Origin of the sequence: Pseudoalteromonas sp. Z1A8, assembly GCF_011378855.1 — a bacterium.
In the GTDB taxonomy this organism is placed as follows: domain Bacteria; phylum Pseudomonadota; class Gammaproteobacteria; order Enterobacterales; family Alteromonadaceae; genus Pseudoalteromonas.
In genome coordinates, this window is the sequence record NZ_WTLB01000026.1 from 45398 (window position 1) to 63462 (window position 18065).

12 protein-coding genes and 1 pseudogene are annotated in these 18065 nt (G+C 39.8%); 3 read left to right on the forward strand and 10 right to left on the reverse strand.

The annotated features are described in order from the left end of the window. Nucleotides 1-69 precede the first annotated feature (69 nt). The 4 genes from GQR55_RS11740 to nirB form a co-directional block, all read right to left on the reverse strand. Nucleotides 70-1332, reverse strand: a complete 1263-nt coding sequence (locus tag GQR55_RS11740) for a nitrate regulatory protein (RefSeq protein WP_166420745.1) — start codon at nt 1330-1332, stop codon at nt 70-72. Between the two features lie 274 nt (nt 1333-1606). Further along, on the reverse strand, nt 1607-2470 hold the full coding sequence (gene cobA / locus GQR55_RS11745) for a uroporphyrinogen-III C-methyltransferase (RefSeq protein WP_166420746.1): 864 nt from the start codon (nt 2468-2470) through the stop codon (nt 1607-1609). A 9-nt stretch (nt 2471-2479) separates the two neighbouring features. Continuing rightward, on the reverse strand, nt 2480-2833 hold the full coding sequence (gene nirD / locus GQR55_RS11750) for a nitrite reductase small subunit NirD (RefSeq protein WP_166420747.1): 354 nt from the start codon (nt 2831-2833) through the stop codon (nt 2480-2482). Next, a complete protein-coding gene (gene nirB, locus GQR55_RS11755) occupies nt 2820-5393 on the reverse strand; it encodes a nitrite reductase large subunit NirB (RefSeq protein ID WP_166420748.1) in 2574 nt (857 codons plus the stop codon). The genes nirD and nirB overlap by 14 nt, the downstream gene beginning before the upstream one ends. Nucleotides 5394-5787: 394 nt before the next feature. On the opposite strand from nirB, the gene GQR55_RS11760 reads away from it, so the two are divergent. Continuing rightward, entirely contained in the window at nt 5788-7959 is a 2172-nt protein-coding gene (locus tag GQR55_RS11760) for a pyridoxamine 5'-phosphate oxidase family protein (RefSeq protein ID WP_166420749.1), read from the forward strand. Between the two features lie 31 nt (nt 7960-7990). Here GQR55_RS11760 and GQR55_RS11765 read toward each other — a convergent pair whose 3' ends face one another. Both GQR55_RS11765 and GQR55_RS11770 read right to left on the reverse strand, forming a co-directional pair. Beyond that, on the reverse strand, nt 7991-8998 hold the full coding sequence (locus GQR55_RS11765) for a hypothetical protein (protein WP_206012082.1): 1008 nt from the start codon (nt 8996-8998) through the stop codon (nt 7991-7993). A gap of 461 nt (nt 8999-9459) precedes the next feature. Next, a complete protein-coding gene (locus GQR55_RS11770) occupies nt 9460-10083 on the reverse strand; it encodes a glutathione S-transferase (RefSeq protein ID WP_166420750.1) in 624 nt (207 codons plus the stop codon). Between the two features lie 116 nt (nt 10084-10199). Here GQR55_RS11770 and GQR55_RS11775 point away from each other — a divergent pair, with 116 nt between their 5' ends. Then, a complete protein-coding gene (locus GQR55_RS11775) occupies nt 10200-11117 on the forward strand; it encodes a LysR family transcriptional regulator (protein WP_166420751.1) in 918 nt (305 codons plus the stop codon). 87 nt (nt 11118-11204) lie between these two features. Here the strand turns inward: GQR55_RS11775 and GQR55_RS11780 are convergent, their stop codons facing one another. From GQR55_RS11780 to GQR55_RS11795, 4 genes and pseudogenes are all read right to left on the reverse strand, one after another. Next, a complete protein-coding gene (locus GQR55_RS11780) occupies nt 11205-12056 on the reverse strand; it encodes a universal stress protein (protein ID WP_166420752.1) in 852 nt (283 codons plus the stop codon). A gap of 10 nt (nt 12057-12066) precedes the next feature. Next, nucleotides 12067-13557, reverse strand: coding sequence for a SulP family inorganic anion transporter (locus GQR55_RS11785; protein WP_166420753.1), 1491 nt, complete (start codon nt 13555-13557; stop codon nt 12067-12069). Nucleotides 13558-14234: 677 nt separating this feature from the next. After that, a pseudogene (locus GQR55_RS20195) lies at nt 14235-14370 on the reverse strand (transposase); the annotation flags it as partial. 185 nt (nt 14371-14555) lie between these two features. After that, nucleotides 14556-15308, reverse strand: coding sequence for a YciK family oxidoreductase (locus tag GQR55_RS11795; protein WP_166420754.1), 753 nt, complete (start codon nt 15306-15308; stop codon nt 14556-14558). A 206-nt stretch (nt 15309-15514) separates the two neighbouring features. On the opposite strand from GQR55_RS11795, the gene GQR55_RS11800 reads away from it, so the two are divergent. Beyond that, nucleotides 15515-17944: a VolA/Pla-1 family phospholipase gene (locus GQR55_RS11800; protein ID WP_166420755.1), complete on the forward strand. Its 2430-nt coding sequence runs from the start codon at nt 15515-15517 to the stop codon at nt 17942-17944. The last annotated feature ends 121 nt before the right edge of the window (nt 17945-18065 follow it).

Genomic DNA, 18065 nt, shown 5'->3' on the forward strand with positions numbered 1-18065 from the left:
GAATAAATAAGTATTATGTAGGGTAGTGTTCTTACTGAAGATCAACATGCCCAAGTAAAAACAGCATATTTAATCGCTCATTTGTATAATTGTTTGCGCTACGCTAAATAAGGTTTTATGCGTATCCATTGCTTGTTTTTGTAGCTGTTTATGGGCTTGCTCTTCGGTGAGCTTTAACTGCTCAATAAGTATGTACTTGGCTTGGTGAATGACCTTTTGCTCACTAATCACTTTTTTAGCGTCAAGTAACGCTTGGTTTATTTGTTTAATATGCTGGCTTTGCTCGATAATTAAATCGTACATACTTTTATTACTATTGAGCTTATCGGCCGCTATGTTTTGGCTTACTTCTGGCTTTGGTTGCTTAATGGCTAATTGGCCTAAAGTAGGGGCTATGTGTTGCTCTGCCATATTGTTAAGTACCTGCTTATTTGTATTTAAGCTGCGTTGAGCACAGGCTATTTGCATTGCAGCGGTATCAATTAATTGATCTGCTATATTTTGTTCAATTTTGTGCATTATATCTATGCGCGTAGTGGTTACTTCGTACCATACTTCGCTCAGTTGTGAGAGCGGTTGAGCATTCTCGTCATCGAGCTTTTGCAGTAAACTTCTAAGTTGCTCTACCTGATTATTTACCTGATGCGTTGTTAGTGTGGCAAAGCATTTTAAAAGGTGTTCATCGGCGTATTCATTAAAAAATTCAAAGCTGTGGTTTTGTTCTTGTACAAAGTGCGCGAGTTGTTGTTTTTGCTCAGTGGTAAATTTACTTGCTGCAAATGCTTGTGCGCCACAGGCACGCTCTTGTCCTGCGTACTCTTTACCTTGCATAAAATTAAAAAAGGCAACTAACAAACGCGTTATTTTAGGATCGCTTGCGCCATCTGCTGCCTCTAAAATAATATTGAGTAAACTAGCAATTAACTGCGTGAACGACTGCGTAGCATGTACTGCACTAATGTTTTGTTGTGCTATTTGCTTGCGCAATACCGGTAATGCATCGAGTGCTTGTAAGCTGTAGGTAATTAAATTAAATAACCGAGTATGGCCCGTATCGGCGTTGTCGTTTATAAATGTTTGTTTAAGAGAATCATAAAATGCAGTTTGTGCGCTGTTGCTTAAAGGGATTTGTTCTTGTAATTGGGTTTTAAATCGCTCTCGATTTGAGGCCAAAAATATATTACTCATTGCGCGTTCTTTTTGTAACTGATGTACAAAATCGCCTAACTTAGTGAGCGAGGAACAACTGTTTTGTAATTGCTTTAGCGCGTGTATTTCTTGATATTTAGCCGCTAATAAAAACTGTTTTGTGAGAGGATTGTTTGTCGCCATTGATAGTATTCCACACTTTTTTGTTTTTAAAGTGCAACCACCGTTCCAATCATTAATAAATTTCATCATTGAATTTAAAATCAAGCTAATACAATTACTTAAAGTGTTATTTTTGTTTGTCACTGTGTTTCTATAATTTAACTTACCATTACTTTTAACTTATTTGGTGCATTAAAGCATGTTATTGCACACAACTTGAACCCAAATTAAAAACAAAAAAAGCGCCTACTCCTGGGGAGGTAGTAAGCGCGAAAAGTGCATTATTCATTTTGTATCATGTGTTAACATTTATACTGTTTAATAACTCAGGGCTAATTGCCATTTTATGATTTATCACTTCACCAATCATAATTAGGGTAGGGCCTTGAAGGTTGTGTTTAGCATGCTCATTTACTATCAGTTCAAGCGTACTGGTAATTACCTTTTGCTTAGTAGTAGTGGCATTTTCGATTAGTGCAATGGGTGTATTACTTGGCCAGCCCACTGATTGTAAACCGTTGCTTAGCGTTTGTAAGCGCGAAAGCCCCATATAAACCACTAAAGTGGGGTTGTTGTTTCCAGGCATAAACGCGTAATTTTTCCAATGAGGCTGCTTGTTAGGATCGGCAAACTGCGCCGTTAAAAACGTAACACTGCGCGCTACGTCTCTTGCTGTAAGCGGAATACCCGTATAAGCGGAAGTAGCACAAGCCGTTGTAACACCTGGCACAATAGCAAAATTAATATTATGCTTGGTAAGTGCATCAGCTTCTTCGTTAATACGTGCAAATATACTCGGATCGCCGCCTTTTAAACGCACTACGTTTAAGCCCTGTTGCGCGTATTTAACCAGTAGTTCGCAAATGTTAGCTTGGGTCATCGAATGCTTACCCGCACGTTTACCTACAAATACACGCTGCGCTTTTTTAGGCAGTGTTTTTAATAAATCATCGCTTACTAACCAATCGTATAAAACAACATCGGCGGTATTAATTAAACGCTGCGCTTTTACCGTAATTAGCTCTGCGTCTCCTGGGCCCGCACCAATTATATAAACGTTGCCGCTTTTAGCACTGCGACTATTTGAGCTTGTTAGTTTATTAACAAGCTTATTTAGCCACACGTTTTCAATACCCGAAAAATAAGACAGTACATTCATAATATTCCCCTAAGCCACAGTTGTTGTAACTTTTGGTTCAGAGCTTATAAATACACTGCCGTCTTCAATTTTTGCATTAAAAACCGGTAAGTGTATTGCTTCTGCTTCTAAGCATTCACCTGTTTCTAGGCAAAAGTGTTGCTTATATAAAGGCGAGGCGACAACTAATTTATTGTCGATTGAGCCAATAATGCCACGCGATAATACATTGGCTTTGCCAATAGGGTCGTAATTGCTAATAGCAAACACAGCAGTTGGATTTTGTGGAATGTAAAAAATAGCCACTTGCTGATTATTAACTAATGCGCATACGCCGCTATTAGCCACTAGGTTATCGATTGTTCCAATATTATGCCAAGACATCAGCTTGCTCCTCTTCAACTTCCATTACTGGAATACGGTTTTGTGTATTACGTTGCTCACGTTTTTCGGCTTCTGTAGCAGGGCGAATTTGGTTACGCTCTTGCACAAATAAAATGTTGTCGTCGGTTTCGGGGCTATTAACAAACTGGCGGAATCGTTTAGCTGCATCTGGGCTTTCAATCGCTTTTTTCCACTCACAGGCGTAGGTTTGTGTAATTAACTCCATTTGCGCTTCTAGTTCGTCGCAAATGCCTAAGCTGTCGTCAATAACTACGCTTTTAAGGTAATCTAAACCGCCTTCAAGGTTTTCCATCCATACCGAGGTGCGTTGTAATTTGTCAGCCGTTTTAATGTAAAACATAATTACGCGGTCAATGTATTTAATCAGTGTTGGTGTGTCTAAATCGGTCGCAAATAAATCAGCATGGCGAGGACGCATACCGCCATTACCACACACGTATAAGTTCCAGCCGTTTTCGGTGGCTATAATGCCAATATCTTTACTTTGTGCTTCGGCGCACTCTCGGGTACAACCCGATACCGCCATTTTAAATTTATGCGGCGCACGTAAACCTTTGTAGCGGTTTTCAATTTCTATTGCATGACCAACGCTGTCTTGCACACCATAACGACACCACGTACTACCCACACACGATTTAACGGTTCTGAGAGACTTACCATAAGCATGACCGGTCTCAAATCCGGCTTCGATCAGTCGCTCCCAAATAACAGGAAGTTCTTCTAAGCGCGCACCAAATAAATCAATACGCTGACCGCCAGTGACTTTGCAGTACAGGTTAAAGTCTTTGGCTACTTGTCCTATTACAATGAGTTTGTCGGGCGTTATTTCGCCACCAGCAATACGCGGTACTACAGAGTACGAACCATCTTTTTGCATATTTGCTAGGTATGTGTCGTTAGTATCTTGCAAGCCAACATGGGCGGGTTCTAAAATGAAGTCGTTCCATGTTGAGGCTAAAATAGAGCCAATGGCAGGTTTACATATTTCACAGCCATGACCGCTGCCGTGTTTAGTTAGTAAGTCATCAAAGCTTTTAATGCTTTCTACTTTTACCATGTGCAGTAGTTCTTGGCGTGAATACGCAAAGTGCTCACATACATGGTTGTTTACTTCAACTCCACGACTTGCTAATTCGTTATCAACAACTGATTTTAATAATGCCGCACAACCGCCACAGCCGCTTGCTGCTTTAGTGCATGACTTTACCGAGGCTAAATCGCATGAGCCGCCATCAATTGCACCTACAATGTCGCCTTTACTCACATTGTGACACGAACAAATAGTGGCTGTGTCGGGTAGGGCGCTGCCCGATAGCGACGGTGCGCCACCACTGTCTGGCAAAATTAAGCACTCAGGGTTTTCGGGTAAGTCCATGTCGTTAAGCATGTACTGTAGTAATGTATCGTAATCGCTGGTGTCGCCAACAAGTACAGCGCCCAGTAATTTATCGCCTTTTTCACTTAGTATGATTTTTTTATAACAACCGCGAATAGCGTCTTGGTATATAAGTTCTTTACAGTCTGGCGTTTTTGCGTGAGCGTCGCCAATTGAGCCTACTTCTACGCCTAATAACTTAAGTTTTGTGCTCATATCAGCACCTAAAAACTCAAGCTCGCCACCACTTAATTGGCTCGCTGCAACGCGTGCCATGTTGTAACCCGGTGCAACTAAGCCAAATAGTTTTTTGTCCCACAGGGCACATTCGCCAATGGCTAAAATATCAGGATCAGATGTTTGGCATTGGTTATTAATAATAATACCGCCGCGCTCACCCAGTTCTAAGTCGGCAATTTTACCGAGTTGGTCGTACGGGCGAATACCGGCAGAGAATAAAATTAGGTCTGTTTCTAAAAATGTTTCGTCTGAAAAATTTAATCTAAAGCGGCTCGTTTCACCTTTTACTATTTCGCTGGTCGCTTTTGATGTATGTACCGTAACGCCAAGTTTTTCTATTTTATTTTTTAGTAGCGTACCGCCTTGTCCATCAAGCTGGACAGCCATAAGCTGCGGCGCAAATTCAACTACGTGGGTATCAAGCCCTAGTTGCTTAATCGCGTTTGCGGCTTCAAGCCCCAACAAACCACCACCAATAACAACACCGCTTTTACTTACTGCAGCACTGGCTTTTATTTGTTCTAAATCCTCTAATGTGCGATACACCAAGCAATGGGGTTGGTCGTTACCTTTTATAGGCGGCACAAACGGAAACGAACCGGTTGCAAGTATAAGTTTGTCGTACGGGTATTGTTCACCCGTTAGCGTGGTAACTACCTTTGCAGTTCTATCAATGCCTTCAACCCACTGGCTTGTATGCACATTAATATTGAGTGTTTTGTAGTTGTCGTGGGTGGTAAGTGCTAAATCGGCAGCTGTTTTGCCATCAAATACACTTGATAAGTACACGCGATCGTATGCAAGATTTGCTTCTCCGCAAAGTACAGTAATGTCTGCGTTGGCATCGCTTTGGCGCATTTGCTCAACAAAGTGGTGTCCGACCATACCATTACCAATAATGAGTATTTTTTGCGAGGTTTGCATAGGGCATTCCTTAAAGTGACGGTTTAAATACAATTAACAAAAAAGCCCGCCACAAATACGCATTATGCATAACTGTGTGCGGGCTTCTTTGCCGATGGTTGCTAATAGCTAGTGTGCTCACAACCTAAATTTTTGCCGTAAGTAAAACGGGCTTGTTAATAGAATGTTTGCAAAAACACAGCCAGTTTTATAACTTATTGTTTAAAAGGCATTTAATGTGTTTTTAGAGTGAGGATAAAACCAGTTTTGTTATATGTTGGTGCGCGCCTGGCACTAATAGGGTGCAAGTATTGTCATTGTTTTGTGCATTATCAGTCAATAAAACACCCATTATCATTTATTGTGTATTGAGTTAAATTTAACCCATAAAATACGCACACAAATTACGAGCGAAATGACTAACACAAACTCAATAGATGCTTCACCTTTTCATGAAGGCGAGCTGGCAATACAAGACAAACTCGGTAAACGAGAAATAATGGCAACATTTGGCAAACGTGCTGTGCGCTCGTTTATGCCAGAGCAGCATCAAGCATTTTTTGAGCAGTTACCGTTTGTGGTTGCAGGCAGTGTTGATGAAAACGCCGATGTGTGGGTATCTATTGTTTCGGGGCAGTCAGGCTTTTTAAGCGCCCCAACTCCTACGTCGTTATTAATGACCCATGCGGTTGATAAAAACGACCCTCTACATAACACATTAAAGGTTACAGGCTCGCCAATTGGTTTATTAGGCATTGAACTAAGTACGCGTAGGCGTAACCGTTTAAATGTGCGCGTAGGTGAGGTAATTAGTAATAATAAAGTGAGTTTTAATGTTGATCAATCTTTTGGAAATTGCCCGCAGTATATTCAAACACGCGACTTAACGTTTAATAGAGATCCTTTACTTAAAAGTAATGCAGTGCAAAAAGTTGAATTTAATACGCTTGATAACGCAGCAGTTGCGTTAATTGACACCACCGATACATTTTTTGTTTCAAGCTTTATAACGGCAAAAAACAATCCAAAAATTGAAGGTGTTGATGTTTCTCACCGTGGGGGAATGCCAGGTTTTGTAAAGCGAGAAAGCAACACATTAACGATACCTGATTACGCAGGGAATAATTTTTTTAATACCTTGGGTAACTTTTTATTAAACCCAAAAGCAGGTTTGTTATTTCCTGATTTTGACACGGGTAATGTATTAATGCTTACCGGCAGCGTTGAAATTTTATGGGACGGGCACCCAGAGTTTAAAGGTTTTATTGGTGCAGACCGAGGCTGGAAATTTACCGTTACTAAAGGAATGTGGCTTAAAAACTTACTCCCTTTTACTGCCAAATTTGATGCTTACTCACCTAACACTAAAATGACGGGCACGTGGCTTGAGGCTGATAAAAACAAACAAGCCGAAAAACTAAAACATGCTTGGCAGCCTTTAAAAGTAACTAAAATAATTAAAGAGAGTGATGTAATTACCTCCTTTTATTTAGAAGGGCACAACAATACAACCTTGTTACCGTTTAAAGCTGGGCAGCACTTAACCGTACAAATACCAAGTAAAAATAGCGACAATAACAATAACAATAACAATAACAATAGTAATAGCAAACCTGTTACTAGAACCTACACCGTTTCATCAAGCCCGCATGAACTCTTTTATCGGTTATCGATTAAAAAAGAGCTCAGAGGCGAGGTATCACACTACTTTCATAATAACGTAAAAGTAGGGGATGTTATTTTAGCTAAATACCCACAAGGACAGTTTTTTATTGACCCAACCAGTACCAAACCTGCGGTACTCATTGGTGGTGGAATAGGTATTACACCTATGATCTCAATGGCTAAACACATTGCCAATGAAGGGCTAAGAACCCGCCATACACGCCCTTTGCATATTTTCCACAGTGCTAAAAACACCCAACAGCGCGCATTTTATAACGAGCTAAAAACACTAGCAGATACGAGTGGCGGGGCAATTGATTACTACTCACTTTTATCTCAGCCTGAGCTTGATGAAAAACAAGGCGATGGCTTTAACGTAAAAGATAAGAGCTTTAATTTAAAAGACGAAAGCTTTGATTTAAAAGGGCGCATAAATGCTGATGTGTTTAGGTATTATTTACCACTTGATGATTACGAGTTCTTTTTATGCGGACCGCAAGCGTTTATGCAGCACGTATATAATGAGCTATTAATGCTCGGTGTACAGGATAAAAACATATTTGCTGAAGCATTTGGACCCTCCGCTATTAACCGCAAAGTGCTTATCACAAGCGAAGTGCCTAACAAAAGCAAAGAGATTAGCGCTGAAGAAGCAGATAACACCGTAATTAAATTTAGTAAATCGGGCTTTGAGCAGCGCTGGAACAAAGGCGACAACACGATCCTTAATGTAGCCGAAACTCATGGCTTAGAGCCTGAGTTTGGCTGTCGAAACGGCAGTTGTGGCAGTTGCGCTGTAAAAATTAATACAGGAAGTGTGGTTTATCGAAATAACGTAAGTTACCCAATAGAAACAGGGCAGGCGCTAATTTGCTGCGCCGTACCCGCCAAAGGTGTTGAGGAACTTGATATAGAGCTGTAGTGCTAATTATGGGTGGTTAGTCGTTAGGACGTCAGAAATCAGAACTTGGCCCTGTAGATTTTGGTTTAGCGCCAAGTTTCAACATTAGTTCCGAAAAAGATGGATTCTCAGTAATAAGTTTTTCTAAATCTGCATTCCGAGCATATCGTCGAGCCATTTTCCCATTCCGGTCACTGAGAGCAAAAGCTGCGTTATGGTATTCCACGGAAACGTAGTTATCAAGCCAGAGTTCGATATCTTGCTTTAAGACGATTAACTCTGCCCCGATTTCATTGATTCTTTTAATTTGTTCTTGCTGAATATCTGGATCCGATATAGGTGTAATTATCGCAGCAACATTTGTCTTATTATTATTTATTAAATGCTCTGCAAGTTGAGCAACTGCTAGTTGTCCGCCTGCTGGCACAACATTAAATTGGGCACTAATATCGAAGCGTCCTAATAATACTTGAATAGTGCGGACATCATCCTCGCCTTCAACTAATATACTCCACTTTTGTCTCTGAGTTTGAGTTTTAATATCCAGATTTGCTAGTTTAGTCTCTGAAAAATAAGTCTCTAAAGGATAGAATGGTTGACCGTAGCTCGCGGCATAACGTCGCTTCACACGCATAGCCTCACGGAAGGTGATCTTCCCATCTTCAATAAGCAGAAGATCGTTATGACCAAACAGGATAAGATTTAATTCTTTTCCATTCAATAAGGCGTCTACAGCATCTGTACTGTAATCAGACATGGAAAAGAACACACCTATAGTACCTATCAGCTTTCCATCAACCTTTCCTTTAAATGAGTATAATGCAGATGCAGGGATTGGGGATGCATGCCACTTTGCCTCAAGTAGATAGAAATTATCACCGATTGCAAAGGAACCATCAATCTCTTCTCCTGAGGGGCGCATGCTCGTCCGTGCTTCCATTTCCTCTTTCGAAAGCATGCTGTTAAGAATTCCCTCAAATACTCTGCCTCTTTTTTGAAACCAGTGTGAACCACGTTGTTCTGGCGGCTCTAACCAATCTCTCAATCCTGTATTTTCCAATTCAAGCCCTCTATAAATATATGTTCATCGCAAAAATAAATTTGTTTAAATTTTTAGCCCCAAAACTAGAAAGATTAACACTATAGGTGTTGTTGGCTCAAAGCCGAATTTCTTTTAATGTCTTAACAATTTAATTGTACGTAAATAGAACATATATCTTCTGATGTCATGTTCATTTTCTATTTTATGTAGTTTTAGCAAATTCTCTTAGAGATTACTATTATTAAGCTTTTTATAAACTCATAACAAAACAGACTTAAGAAAAGAGTGTTTTCTGAATATATGTGCAACATCGGATGGATCGTAAGGTTAATTGCTATAAAGGTTTTTACCAGAGCCAATTTATCTATTACTAGCTATTCGGATTACAAACCGATGTCCAAATTTCAGATTTCACTTAAACAAGCACAAAAAAAGAGGCTTAATAGCCTCTTATAAAACACTCTTAAATACTTGAACGACTAAGCTAACAAACCCGCTTTTGTTTCAGGCATTGCTATAAAGCCATCAAGTTTACGAACGTTGCTTAGCCATCTTAAAATATTTGGGTATTCACTAAGTGATACGCCGCCCTCTGGTGCGTGTGCTATGTACGAAAAGTTGGCAATGTCGGCAATAGTTGGCTGAGTGCCAACTAAGTATTCGCGGTTTTGTAAGTACGCATCCATGGTTTTAAATAATGTGTGGGCGATGTTTATCGCGTTTTGATGATCAAGCTGCGCGCCAAACACAGTAACTAAACGCGCTGCAGCAGGGCCTGAAGCCACAAGCCCCGCAGCAACACTCAACCAGCGCTGAATGTGTGCTTGAACCGTAACATCTTCAGGGTACCAGGTTCTGTTAGCATCAAATTTTTGTGCTAAGTACACTAAAATAGCGTTTGAATCGTTAATAACGTCGTCGTTATTTTTAAGTACCGGTACTTGTCCAAAAATATTCATTTCTAGAAACTCAGCTTGCTTTTGTGCGCCGTTTTGTAGTGCAACATCAACCATATTTACATCAAGATTTAAAAGTGACGTAAATAGCTCTGCACGGTGTGAATGACCAGATAAAGTAAAACGGTATAGTGTTAGGTTGCTCATGGGTTGTCCTGTTTTTAATTTTGAATAGTGATTTTTAGTAACGCTATTCTTTCATCATTATGGGTTTTGAAAAACCGAGCTAGTAAGGAATAAATGTCAATGCTATATTGACAATCATGGATACTATTATTGGCATTAAAACAATCATCGCGGTTGTTGAAACAGGCTCTTTTACAGCCGCAGGCGACAGACTAGGGCTTTCAAAGGCGCTGGTCAGTAAATACGTGGGCATTGTAGAGCAAGACTTAGGGGTTAGATTATTTAACCGCTCCACGCGCAGAATTTCGATTACCGAAGCGGGGCAAAGTTATTACGCAAGCGTAGTGCCCGTTATTGAAAGCTACAGCGAAATGCTCGATAACTTATCGGGTCAAACAGCGCTTGCCAGCGGAAAGCTTAGGGTGAGTGCGCCGGTGTCGTTTGGTGAATCAAACCTTGCGCCGTTAATGCCTGAGTTACTGAGCCGATACCCTGATTTAAGTATTGATTTAGTGCTTTCTGACAAAACAATTGATTTGCTAGAAGAGGGGGTTGATTTAGCAATTAGAATTGGCAGTGTGTCTGACTCTAATTTAATTGCGAGGCAAATTACCAGTTACCCTTTAATTTTATGTGCTTCGGCAGATTATATAAACCGCTTTGGTGCTCCTACGAGCGTTGAAGAGCTTGAACAACACGCCACAGTGATTGATAGCAACTTTAAAATAGGTCGCCATTGGCCTCTAGTTTCACCAAGTGGTGAGGCATTAACGGCAAGCGTAAACTCGCGTGTTTCGGTTAATAATCCACAAGCTGTAAAAGAGGTGGTTGTAGCGGGTGGCGGTATTGGCTTAATCCCTGAAATAGTGGTGAGAGACGATATTGCATCGGGTAAGCTTGTGCAGGTTATGCGGGATTATAAAACATTTGAGTTTGGTTTATTTGCTATTTATCCGCATAGAAAATTTGTGGCTCAAAAGGTGACGTCGTTTATTCAGTTTTTATTCGAAAAGTTTGAAGCTAAGCCAAAAACAAAAAAGCCTAAAATCAGTTAAGTGATTTTAGGCTTTTTGGTGTGGGCTATTAAATTTATTTTTAAATAACTACTTATTTTAAAATAACCACTTACTTAAAAGTGACCTTTACTTCAAAATAACCACAGGCACATCGCTGTTTTCGAGCATTTTAATGGTGTTGCTGCCTACAAAAAACTGCCTTAGCTTAGAGTGGCCAAACGCACCCATTACAATTAGTTCTACATTATTTTGCTCTTTGTATTGCATTAACGAGTCAAAAATATTGCCCTCTAAAAAGCTTGCTGACACTTTAAAACCCATACTGGTGAGTTTGTATTGCGCGTTAATAAACTTTTCTTCAAGGTCTTCTTCGTTGTTTTTAATACTCACTAAATGACAATGCAAGCCGTGTAATAAACCGCCATCAATCACTTGTTGTAGCGCTTTGTCGGCTGTTTCGCGGCCATCGTACGCAATCATAAATGATTTAGGCTGCTTAAACTTTTTAGAAATAAGCAATATTGGTTGCGAGGCGCTACGCACGAGCGTTTCGATGTGTGAACCAAGTGCATTTAAATCAACACGATGATCAACACCATTTCGACCTATAACGATTAAGCGAGTATCATCTTTAAAATCAATAATAGCGTCGATTACATCACCGTGACGTTTAATTAATTCATAGTTTTGAATATGAGCAATTTTTGCTTGTACAGCAACCGAGTCGAGTAATTCATCTGCTAGTTTTAAAGAAACTTTACTACGGTGTTCATCGAGTTTTGTCATTTCTTCAAGCAAAGCCGATTGGGCACCTAAACCAATCGTACCGGTGTAGTTACCTACATTAGTTTGTTGTATTTTTTCAAGCATATGTATAAAGCTAATTGATTTATCTAGCTTTTTTGAAGCCCAAATAGCAGCTTCGGTTACAGCGTGTGTAATGACAGAGCCATCGATACAGGTAATTATTTTTTCCATTACATTCTCCTTAATGACCGCCAAGTAGTTTTTCGACTTCTTCAGGGTTATTGTGCACACCAAACTTATCAACAACGGTTTCGGTTGCGCTATTCATACCAATAACATCAACTGTTGCGCCTTCACGCCTAAATTTAATAACCACCTTATCGAGAGACGATACACCGGTTATATCCCAAAAATGTGCATGGGTTAAATCTATTACTACATTAGCAACTGCATTTTTAAAATCGAACGACGCTATAAATTGCTCCGCAGAGGCAAAAAATACTTGGCCGACTACTTCATAAGTTATTTGGTCGTTGATTTCATCATGATTGGTTTTAACCACCATAAAGCGGCCAATTTTATTGGCAAAAAACAACGTTGCTAACAATACGCCAACTAAAACACCAATGGCTAAGTTATGCGTGGCAACAACCACAATAACGGTTGAAATCATCACTACATTTGATGAAAGCGGGTTCTTTTTTAAATCTTTAACGGATGTCCACGAAAACGTACCAATCGATACCATAATCATTACTGCAACTAATGCCGCCATAGGAATTAAACGCAGCCACTCATCTAAAAACACCACCATGATGATTAAAAATAAACCAGCAATAAAGGTTGAAAGTCGTCCACGACCGCCCGATTTAACGTTGATGATTGACTGTCCAATCATGGCGCAACCCGCCATACCACCAAATAAACCTGCGCCAATATTTGCAATACCTTGACCTTTACACTCTTTATTACGATCGCTCGTTGTATCAGTTAAGTCATCAACAATAGTGGCGGTCATCATTGACTCAAGTAAGCCGACAACAGCAAGACCAATTGAGTAGGGTAAAACAATTTGCAGTGTTTCGAGTGTTAGCGGTACATCAGGCCATAAAAATATAGGCAGAGTGTCAGGCAGTTCGCCCATGTCGCCAACGGTTCTTATATCAAGCCCTAAAAACAGTGAAACAAGCGTAATAACAACAATACACACTAAAGGAGAGGGAAGTATTTTGCCAATAGTGGGAATATACGGAAATAAGTAAATAATACCCAAGCCCGCTGCGGTCATCGCATAAACATGCCAGGTAACATCGGTAAGCTCTGGTAACTGCGCCATAAATATTAAAATTGCCAATGCGTTTACAAACCCAGTAACAACAGAGCGTGATACAAACCGCATTAACTCACCAAGCTTTAAAAACCCTGCAAATATTTGTATTACGCCAGTAAGTAAGGTAGCAACAAGTAAATATTCAAGACCGTAGTCTTTAACCAGCGTGACCATTAGCAGCGCCATTGCTCCGGTTGCCGCCGAAATCATTCCTGGGCGTCCGCCTACAAAGGCAATAATAACCGCGATACAAAATGAGGCGTATAACCCCACCTTTGGATCAACACCCGCAATAATAGAAAAGGCAATAGCTTCAGGTATAAGGGCAAGCGCCACAACAATACCAGCAAGCACATCGCCACGAATATTAGAGAGCCAATCTCTTTTTACGTGATCAAACATGTAAGTAACCTAATTAGTTAGTTTCCCAAAGTATAGGGGAATATTTTATTTTAATAACAGTGATTCTCGCGCAGACGGCGATTAGGGTTGCACATAGCGTACAAATAAATGAAAGGGGGCATTAACTCAGGGCGGCGTAAGTTTCAAAAAAGAAAGGCTCCTGTGGTTGGTTAATTTACTCTAATAACAGTACAAAAATACCATAAGGGTAAATTTTTTGTAGTAGCGAACTAAAGTCCTGAGAATTTTTTATTAGTAAAAGCTGGGCTGTATTTCTGAAAAACAATTAACATACTTTGTAGAACTGCTCATTATAAATAATGTCCTTAAAATAATATTCGAATTTAATAATAAATCGACTCAAGCCATTTCACATTTTCTTATCAGCAACGTCCACTTTTAGGATGTCGCTCTATCGTAAGAAAAACTACTTATCTTCTTACGTCATAAGACGAAAATAGGTTACGTTTTTTAAATCGCTTTTCTATGTTTTGATGTATTTGAATAACGTATCTAGGTTTTCCAATACGCTCGCTAATATAGGTATTTATTATTCCTACGGAGCAGAATATATTAAGCTCGAGTAACGCATTATTTCAGTCTCAGATTGATGTATGCGTTTTAAATTTTGTGATCTTTCAAGAAATCCTTCACTACAATCAATAGTTATGATGAAGGTTATTTACACCTCGACTTTGTAATTTAGTCAGTGTAGTTAGCCAGAACTTAATGCCTTCATTTTCTGATATCCACATGCAGAGTAATTCTTTATGACCTTTCAATATTGATATATAAGGCCAAATAAATCGCTTTAGTCAGTTAATGATGCATCTAGCTACTTTAATTAACAAATGCTTCTAGCTCTCTTTTATCCATAAACGCCCATCCTAAAACTTACGTGAGGATTAATGATAGGCATTTATACAGACTCTGTCACAGGATCAAATAAAAGTTCACTTAACTTCCGTAAGAACAGAGTATAAGGCTTTAGATTTAAATTACTTTTTATTTTTTTCTTGTGCATCTAACGATTCGCCATTCACTTTACTAGAGTCATCGCTCATCAAGTATAAGTAAGTAGGCATTAAATCCTCTGGTGTAGCCAGAGTATCTCTATCCTCGCCAGGATAGGCAGCTGCACGCATTGAAGTGCGAGTAGCACCTGGATTAATACAGTTTATACGAATATTCGTTTTACCTACTTCACATGCCCATGTTTGCATCATACCTTCTACTGCAAATTTAGATATGGCGTAAGGACCCCAAAATTCACGACCTTTGCGGCCTACACCTGATGACGTAAATACTATCGATGCATTATCAGATTTACGAAGAACGGGAAAAAGTGCTTTAGTGATCATAGCTTGTGCAGTCACGTTTACTTTCATTATGTTTTCGAACGTTGACGAGCAAAAATGTTCAAGTGGACCAAGTGAACCTAAAATACCTGCATTATTAAGCAACCCATCAAGGCGGCCAAACTGATATTCGATTGTTGCAGCAAGGTCACGGTAGTTTTGCTTCGTTGCGCCTTTTAAGTCCATAGGCACAATTGCAGGTTTAGGGTAACCAGCATTAACTATTTCATCGTAAACACATTCAAGTTTATTAGTTGTTTTTCCTAATAAAATAACCGTAGCACCGTATTTTGCATACGTAATTGCTGCTACTCGGCCAATACCATCACCGGCGCCTGTTATTAAAATAACTTTATCTTTAAGTGCATTTTCAGCTGCTTGATATGTGTGCATAAAAGTACCAATTCATATAATTTTTTTGATTTTAACATAGCAAAACGTGAAGTAATCGAATTTATTGTAAAATTAGGTGGCGAAAATAGAAACTTTACGTTAAGTTTAACTGGTCTAATGTCTCATTAATAATCTGATTACATTGTTTTAACTTAATACACTGATTAAACACACTATAAAAATAAAATATGTGCGGAGCCAACAATATGAAAAAAATGCTACTTTCACTCTCGGTTACAGCTGCTTTAGCAGGTTGTGGCGGTGGAGAAACGTTAACTGATGTCAAAAATGACACAGCACCAGTTATTCCAACAGCAACGGTTACATTTGATCCTGCTGCAGGTATATTATCGGTACCTAATGACTTATTAATGAGTGGAACTCAAGACGGTACACTTAATATTCCTGGAGAGTTAGATGACAGCAATGTGTCTATTTCTCGTGCGGCTTATGCAAACCCTCAGCTTGCACTAGGTGCACTTGATGGCTGGTCTTCGCAAGTGCCTTATAAAATCGATTTAACATTCCCACCAAATGTGAGTTTAGATGAAGCGTCTGCTGGGACCCCAGGTACAGTAAGGATTTTTGAAGTCGTAATGGGTGCAAGCTTAACTGACGCAGAATGTTCTGTTGTAGCGGCAGGCACTGCTTGTAAATTAGTGGGTGAACTTACTTTTGGCGTTGACTTTGTAACTCAAGCTTCAGGTGATGCCGTTGCCATTATTCCTTTAAAACCATTTACAGCCGGTAGCTCATACATCAATGTATTAACTACAGGGCTTAAAGATTCTTTAGGTCGTTCTATTGAACCTTCTTCTACTTATGCCTCTGTGAGTGAAGAAGCGCCGTTAATTACAGAAGCCCAACTTGGTTTGCAAGGTGCTGTAAATAGCTACGAAAATGTAGTGGTAAGTTCAGGCGACATTTCAAAAGACGATATTATTTTTTCTAGTGCAATGACTATTCAATCAGCAGGGCCAGTACTTGGTACTATTAAGCAATTATTAGCTGCAAGTTTGCAAAATGATGCACTGCCTACACCGATGGTTAATGTACCTGAGCAGCCAATGCTTAATGTACAACAAGTATTTGCCTCTCAGGGTATTACTGTATCAGCTGCGTTTTCTGGTGTGCAGTATCAAAAAGGTAGCATTATGCTACCAATGTATTTAGGCACACCAACAGGTACTGATATTAGCGATTTGAACGACACATACTGGCAAGGTATGTGTGATAACGCAGTTGCAATAATTGGCTATAAAGCAATTGCAGGCGATGCTTTCCCTGTAGATCCAATTAGCCAAAATGATGGGTTATGTTCAGCCTTGAGTGGTGGGAAATTACGTGATTTAGGGCTAGACAGTACTCGTCATTTGACTAAGTATAATACAATTCCAAAAGTACAAAGCATGGCTAATGTACCAGTACAAGTTACCAAGCCTATTCTACCTATAATTAATGGTGTTCGTGCGCAGTTAGAATTAGATCCTATCGCAATGCCTGAAGGCGGATGGCCTGTTGTTATTATGCAACATGGTATTACAACTCAAAAAGAAAGTATGCTTGCATTAACTGCACAGCTTTCGATTCAAGGCTTTGCGACTGTTGCAATTGATCATCCTCGCCACGGTGAGCGTGGAATAGATGTTGATGGTGATGGAACTGACGATTTTAATGCAACAACGGGTTCTGTGCTTAGTTACATGAACTTAAGTTCATTACTTGTTGCACGTGATAGCTTACGTCAATCGGCTGCTGATTTATTAGGCCTTCGTTTAGGCTTAAACTTTATTAACGATGCGACGATTAACAGTAAAGATGTAACTTACATTGGTCATTCATTAGGCTCTATTGTAGCCCCTGCATTTATTGCTCAAGCTAATATGCCAATGGCAGAAACGCTTGATCCGCTATTTAATGTAAACACGGTAGCTCTTGCAAGTGGTGGCGGCGGTATAGCAAGCTTCTTACTTGAGTCCGCTGCGTTTGGCCCATTTATTCAAGGTTCAGTACTTTCACAAGCTGGTACAACAGAAGCTGATGAATTTACTGCATACTTACAAGGAGATGCAGTTTCTAACTGTGGCTCATTTATACCAGACATGGAAGCTTACTTGACATGTGGTTACAACGAATATATTGCATCACTTACCACTGCGGGTGAAACGACTAAACTTACTAACATTCAAGGTGTATTTACACAGTTTGCTTTTGCGGCGCAAACAGCGCTAGATAGTGGCGATCCAACGAACTACGCAGCCACTGTGAAAGCATTAGGTACTCCTGTTTATACAAATGTTGTTGTGGGTGATGGTGTTGATAACAAGCCTGACCAAGTGATACCACCAATGGCAGCTAATAATCCTATTTCTGGCACAATTCCATTAGCTAACTTGATGGGTCTTGAAACAGTAAGTACTTCGCAAGCATTGAGTGAAACACCAACAAGCTATTTAGTTAAATTTACTAAAGGGCATCATGGTTCTATATTAACACCAGCTCAAGATGCTGCACAGGCTGCAACTGTTGAAGGCAGTGCTGCCGCTAATGCAGAAATGCAGTTGCAAGTAGCTACTTACTTAGCTGCTCGCGGACGGATGTTATTAGTTTCCAACCCTGAGGTTGTTACTGATTAATAACCAGTAAAATAATTAACCTTTAAAAGCCACTGAAAAGTTAACACCATTCAGTTAAGCATGTTTTGACTTAATGGTGTACCGAGTTTTTGAAATTCGAACGGTCCTACTTTTGGGCCGT

What these genes read in the sequence shown, in the direction of transcription:
- GQR55_RS11795 (WP_166420754.1), bottom strand. Translation starts at nt 15,308, where the DNA reads ATGCACACATATCAAGCAGCTGAAAATGCACTTAAAGATAAAGTTATT.
- nirB (WP_166420748.1), bottom strand. Translation starts at nt 5,393, where the DNA reads ATGCAAACCTCGCAAAAAATACTCATTATTGGTAATGGTATGGTCGGA.
- GQR55_RS11785 (WP_166420753.1), bottom strand. Translation starts at nt 13,557, where the DNA reads ATGTTTGATCACGTAAAAAGAGATTGGCTCTCTAATATTCGTGGCGAT.
- GQR55_RS11740 (WP_166420745.1), bottom strand. Translation starts at nt 1,332, where the DNA reads ATGGCGACAAACAATCCTCTCACAAAACAGTTTTTATTAGCGGCTAAA.
- GQR55_RS11780 (WP_166420752.1), bottom strand. Translation starts at nt 12,056, where the DNA reads ATGGAAAAAATAATTACCTGTATCGATGGCTCTGTCATTACACACGCT.
- cobA (WP_166420746.1), bottom strand. Translation starts at nt 2,470, where the DNA reads ATGAATGTACTGTCTTATTTTTCGGGTATTGAAAACGTGTGGCTAAAT.
- nirD (WP_166420747.1), bottom strand. Translation starts at nt 2,833, where the DNA reads ATGTCTTGGCATAATATTGGAACAATCGATAACCTAGTGGCTAATAGC.
- GQR55_RS11760 (WP_166420749.1), top strand. Translation starts at nt 5,788, where the DNA reads ATGACTAACACAAACTCAATAGATGCTTCACCTTTTCATGAAGGCGAG.
- GQR55_RS11770 (WP_166420750.1), bottom strand. Translation starts at nt 10,083, where the DNA reads ATGAGCAACCTAACACTATACCGTTTTACTTTATCTGGTCATTCACAC.
- GQR55_RS11775 (WP_166420751.1), top strand. Translation starts at nt 10,200, where the DNA reads ATGGATACTATTATTGGCATTAAAACAATCATCGCGGTTGTTGAAACA.
- GQR55_RS11800 (WP_166420755.1), top strand. Translation starts at nt 15,515, where the DNA reads ATGAAAAAAATGCTACTTTCACTCTCGGTTACAGCTGCTTTAGCAGGT.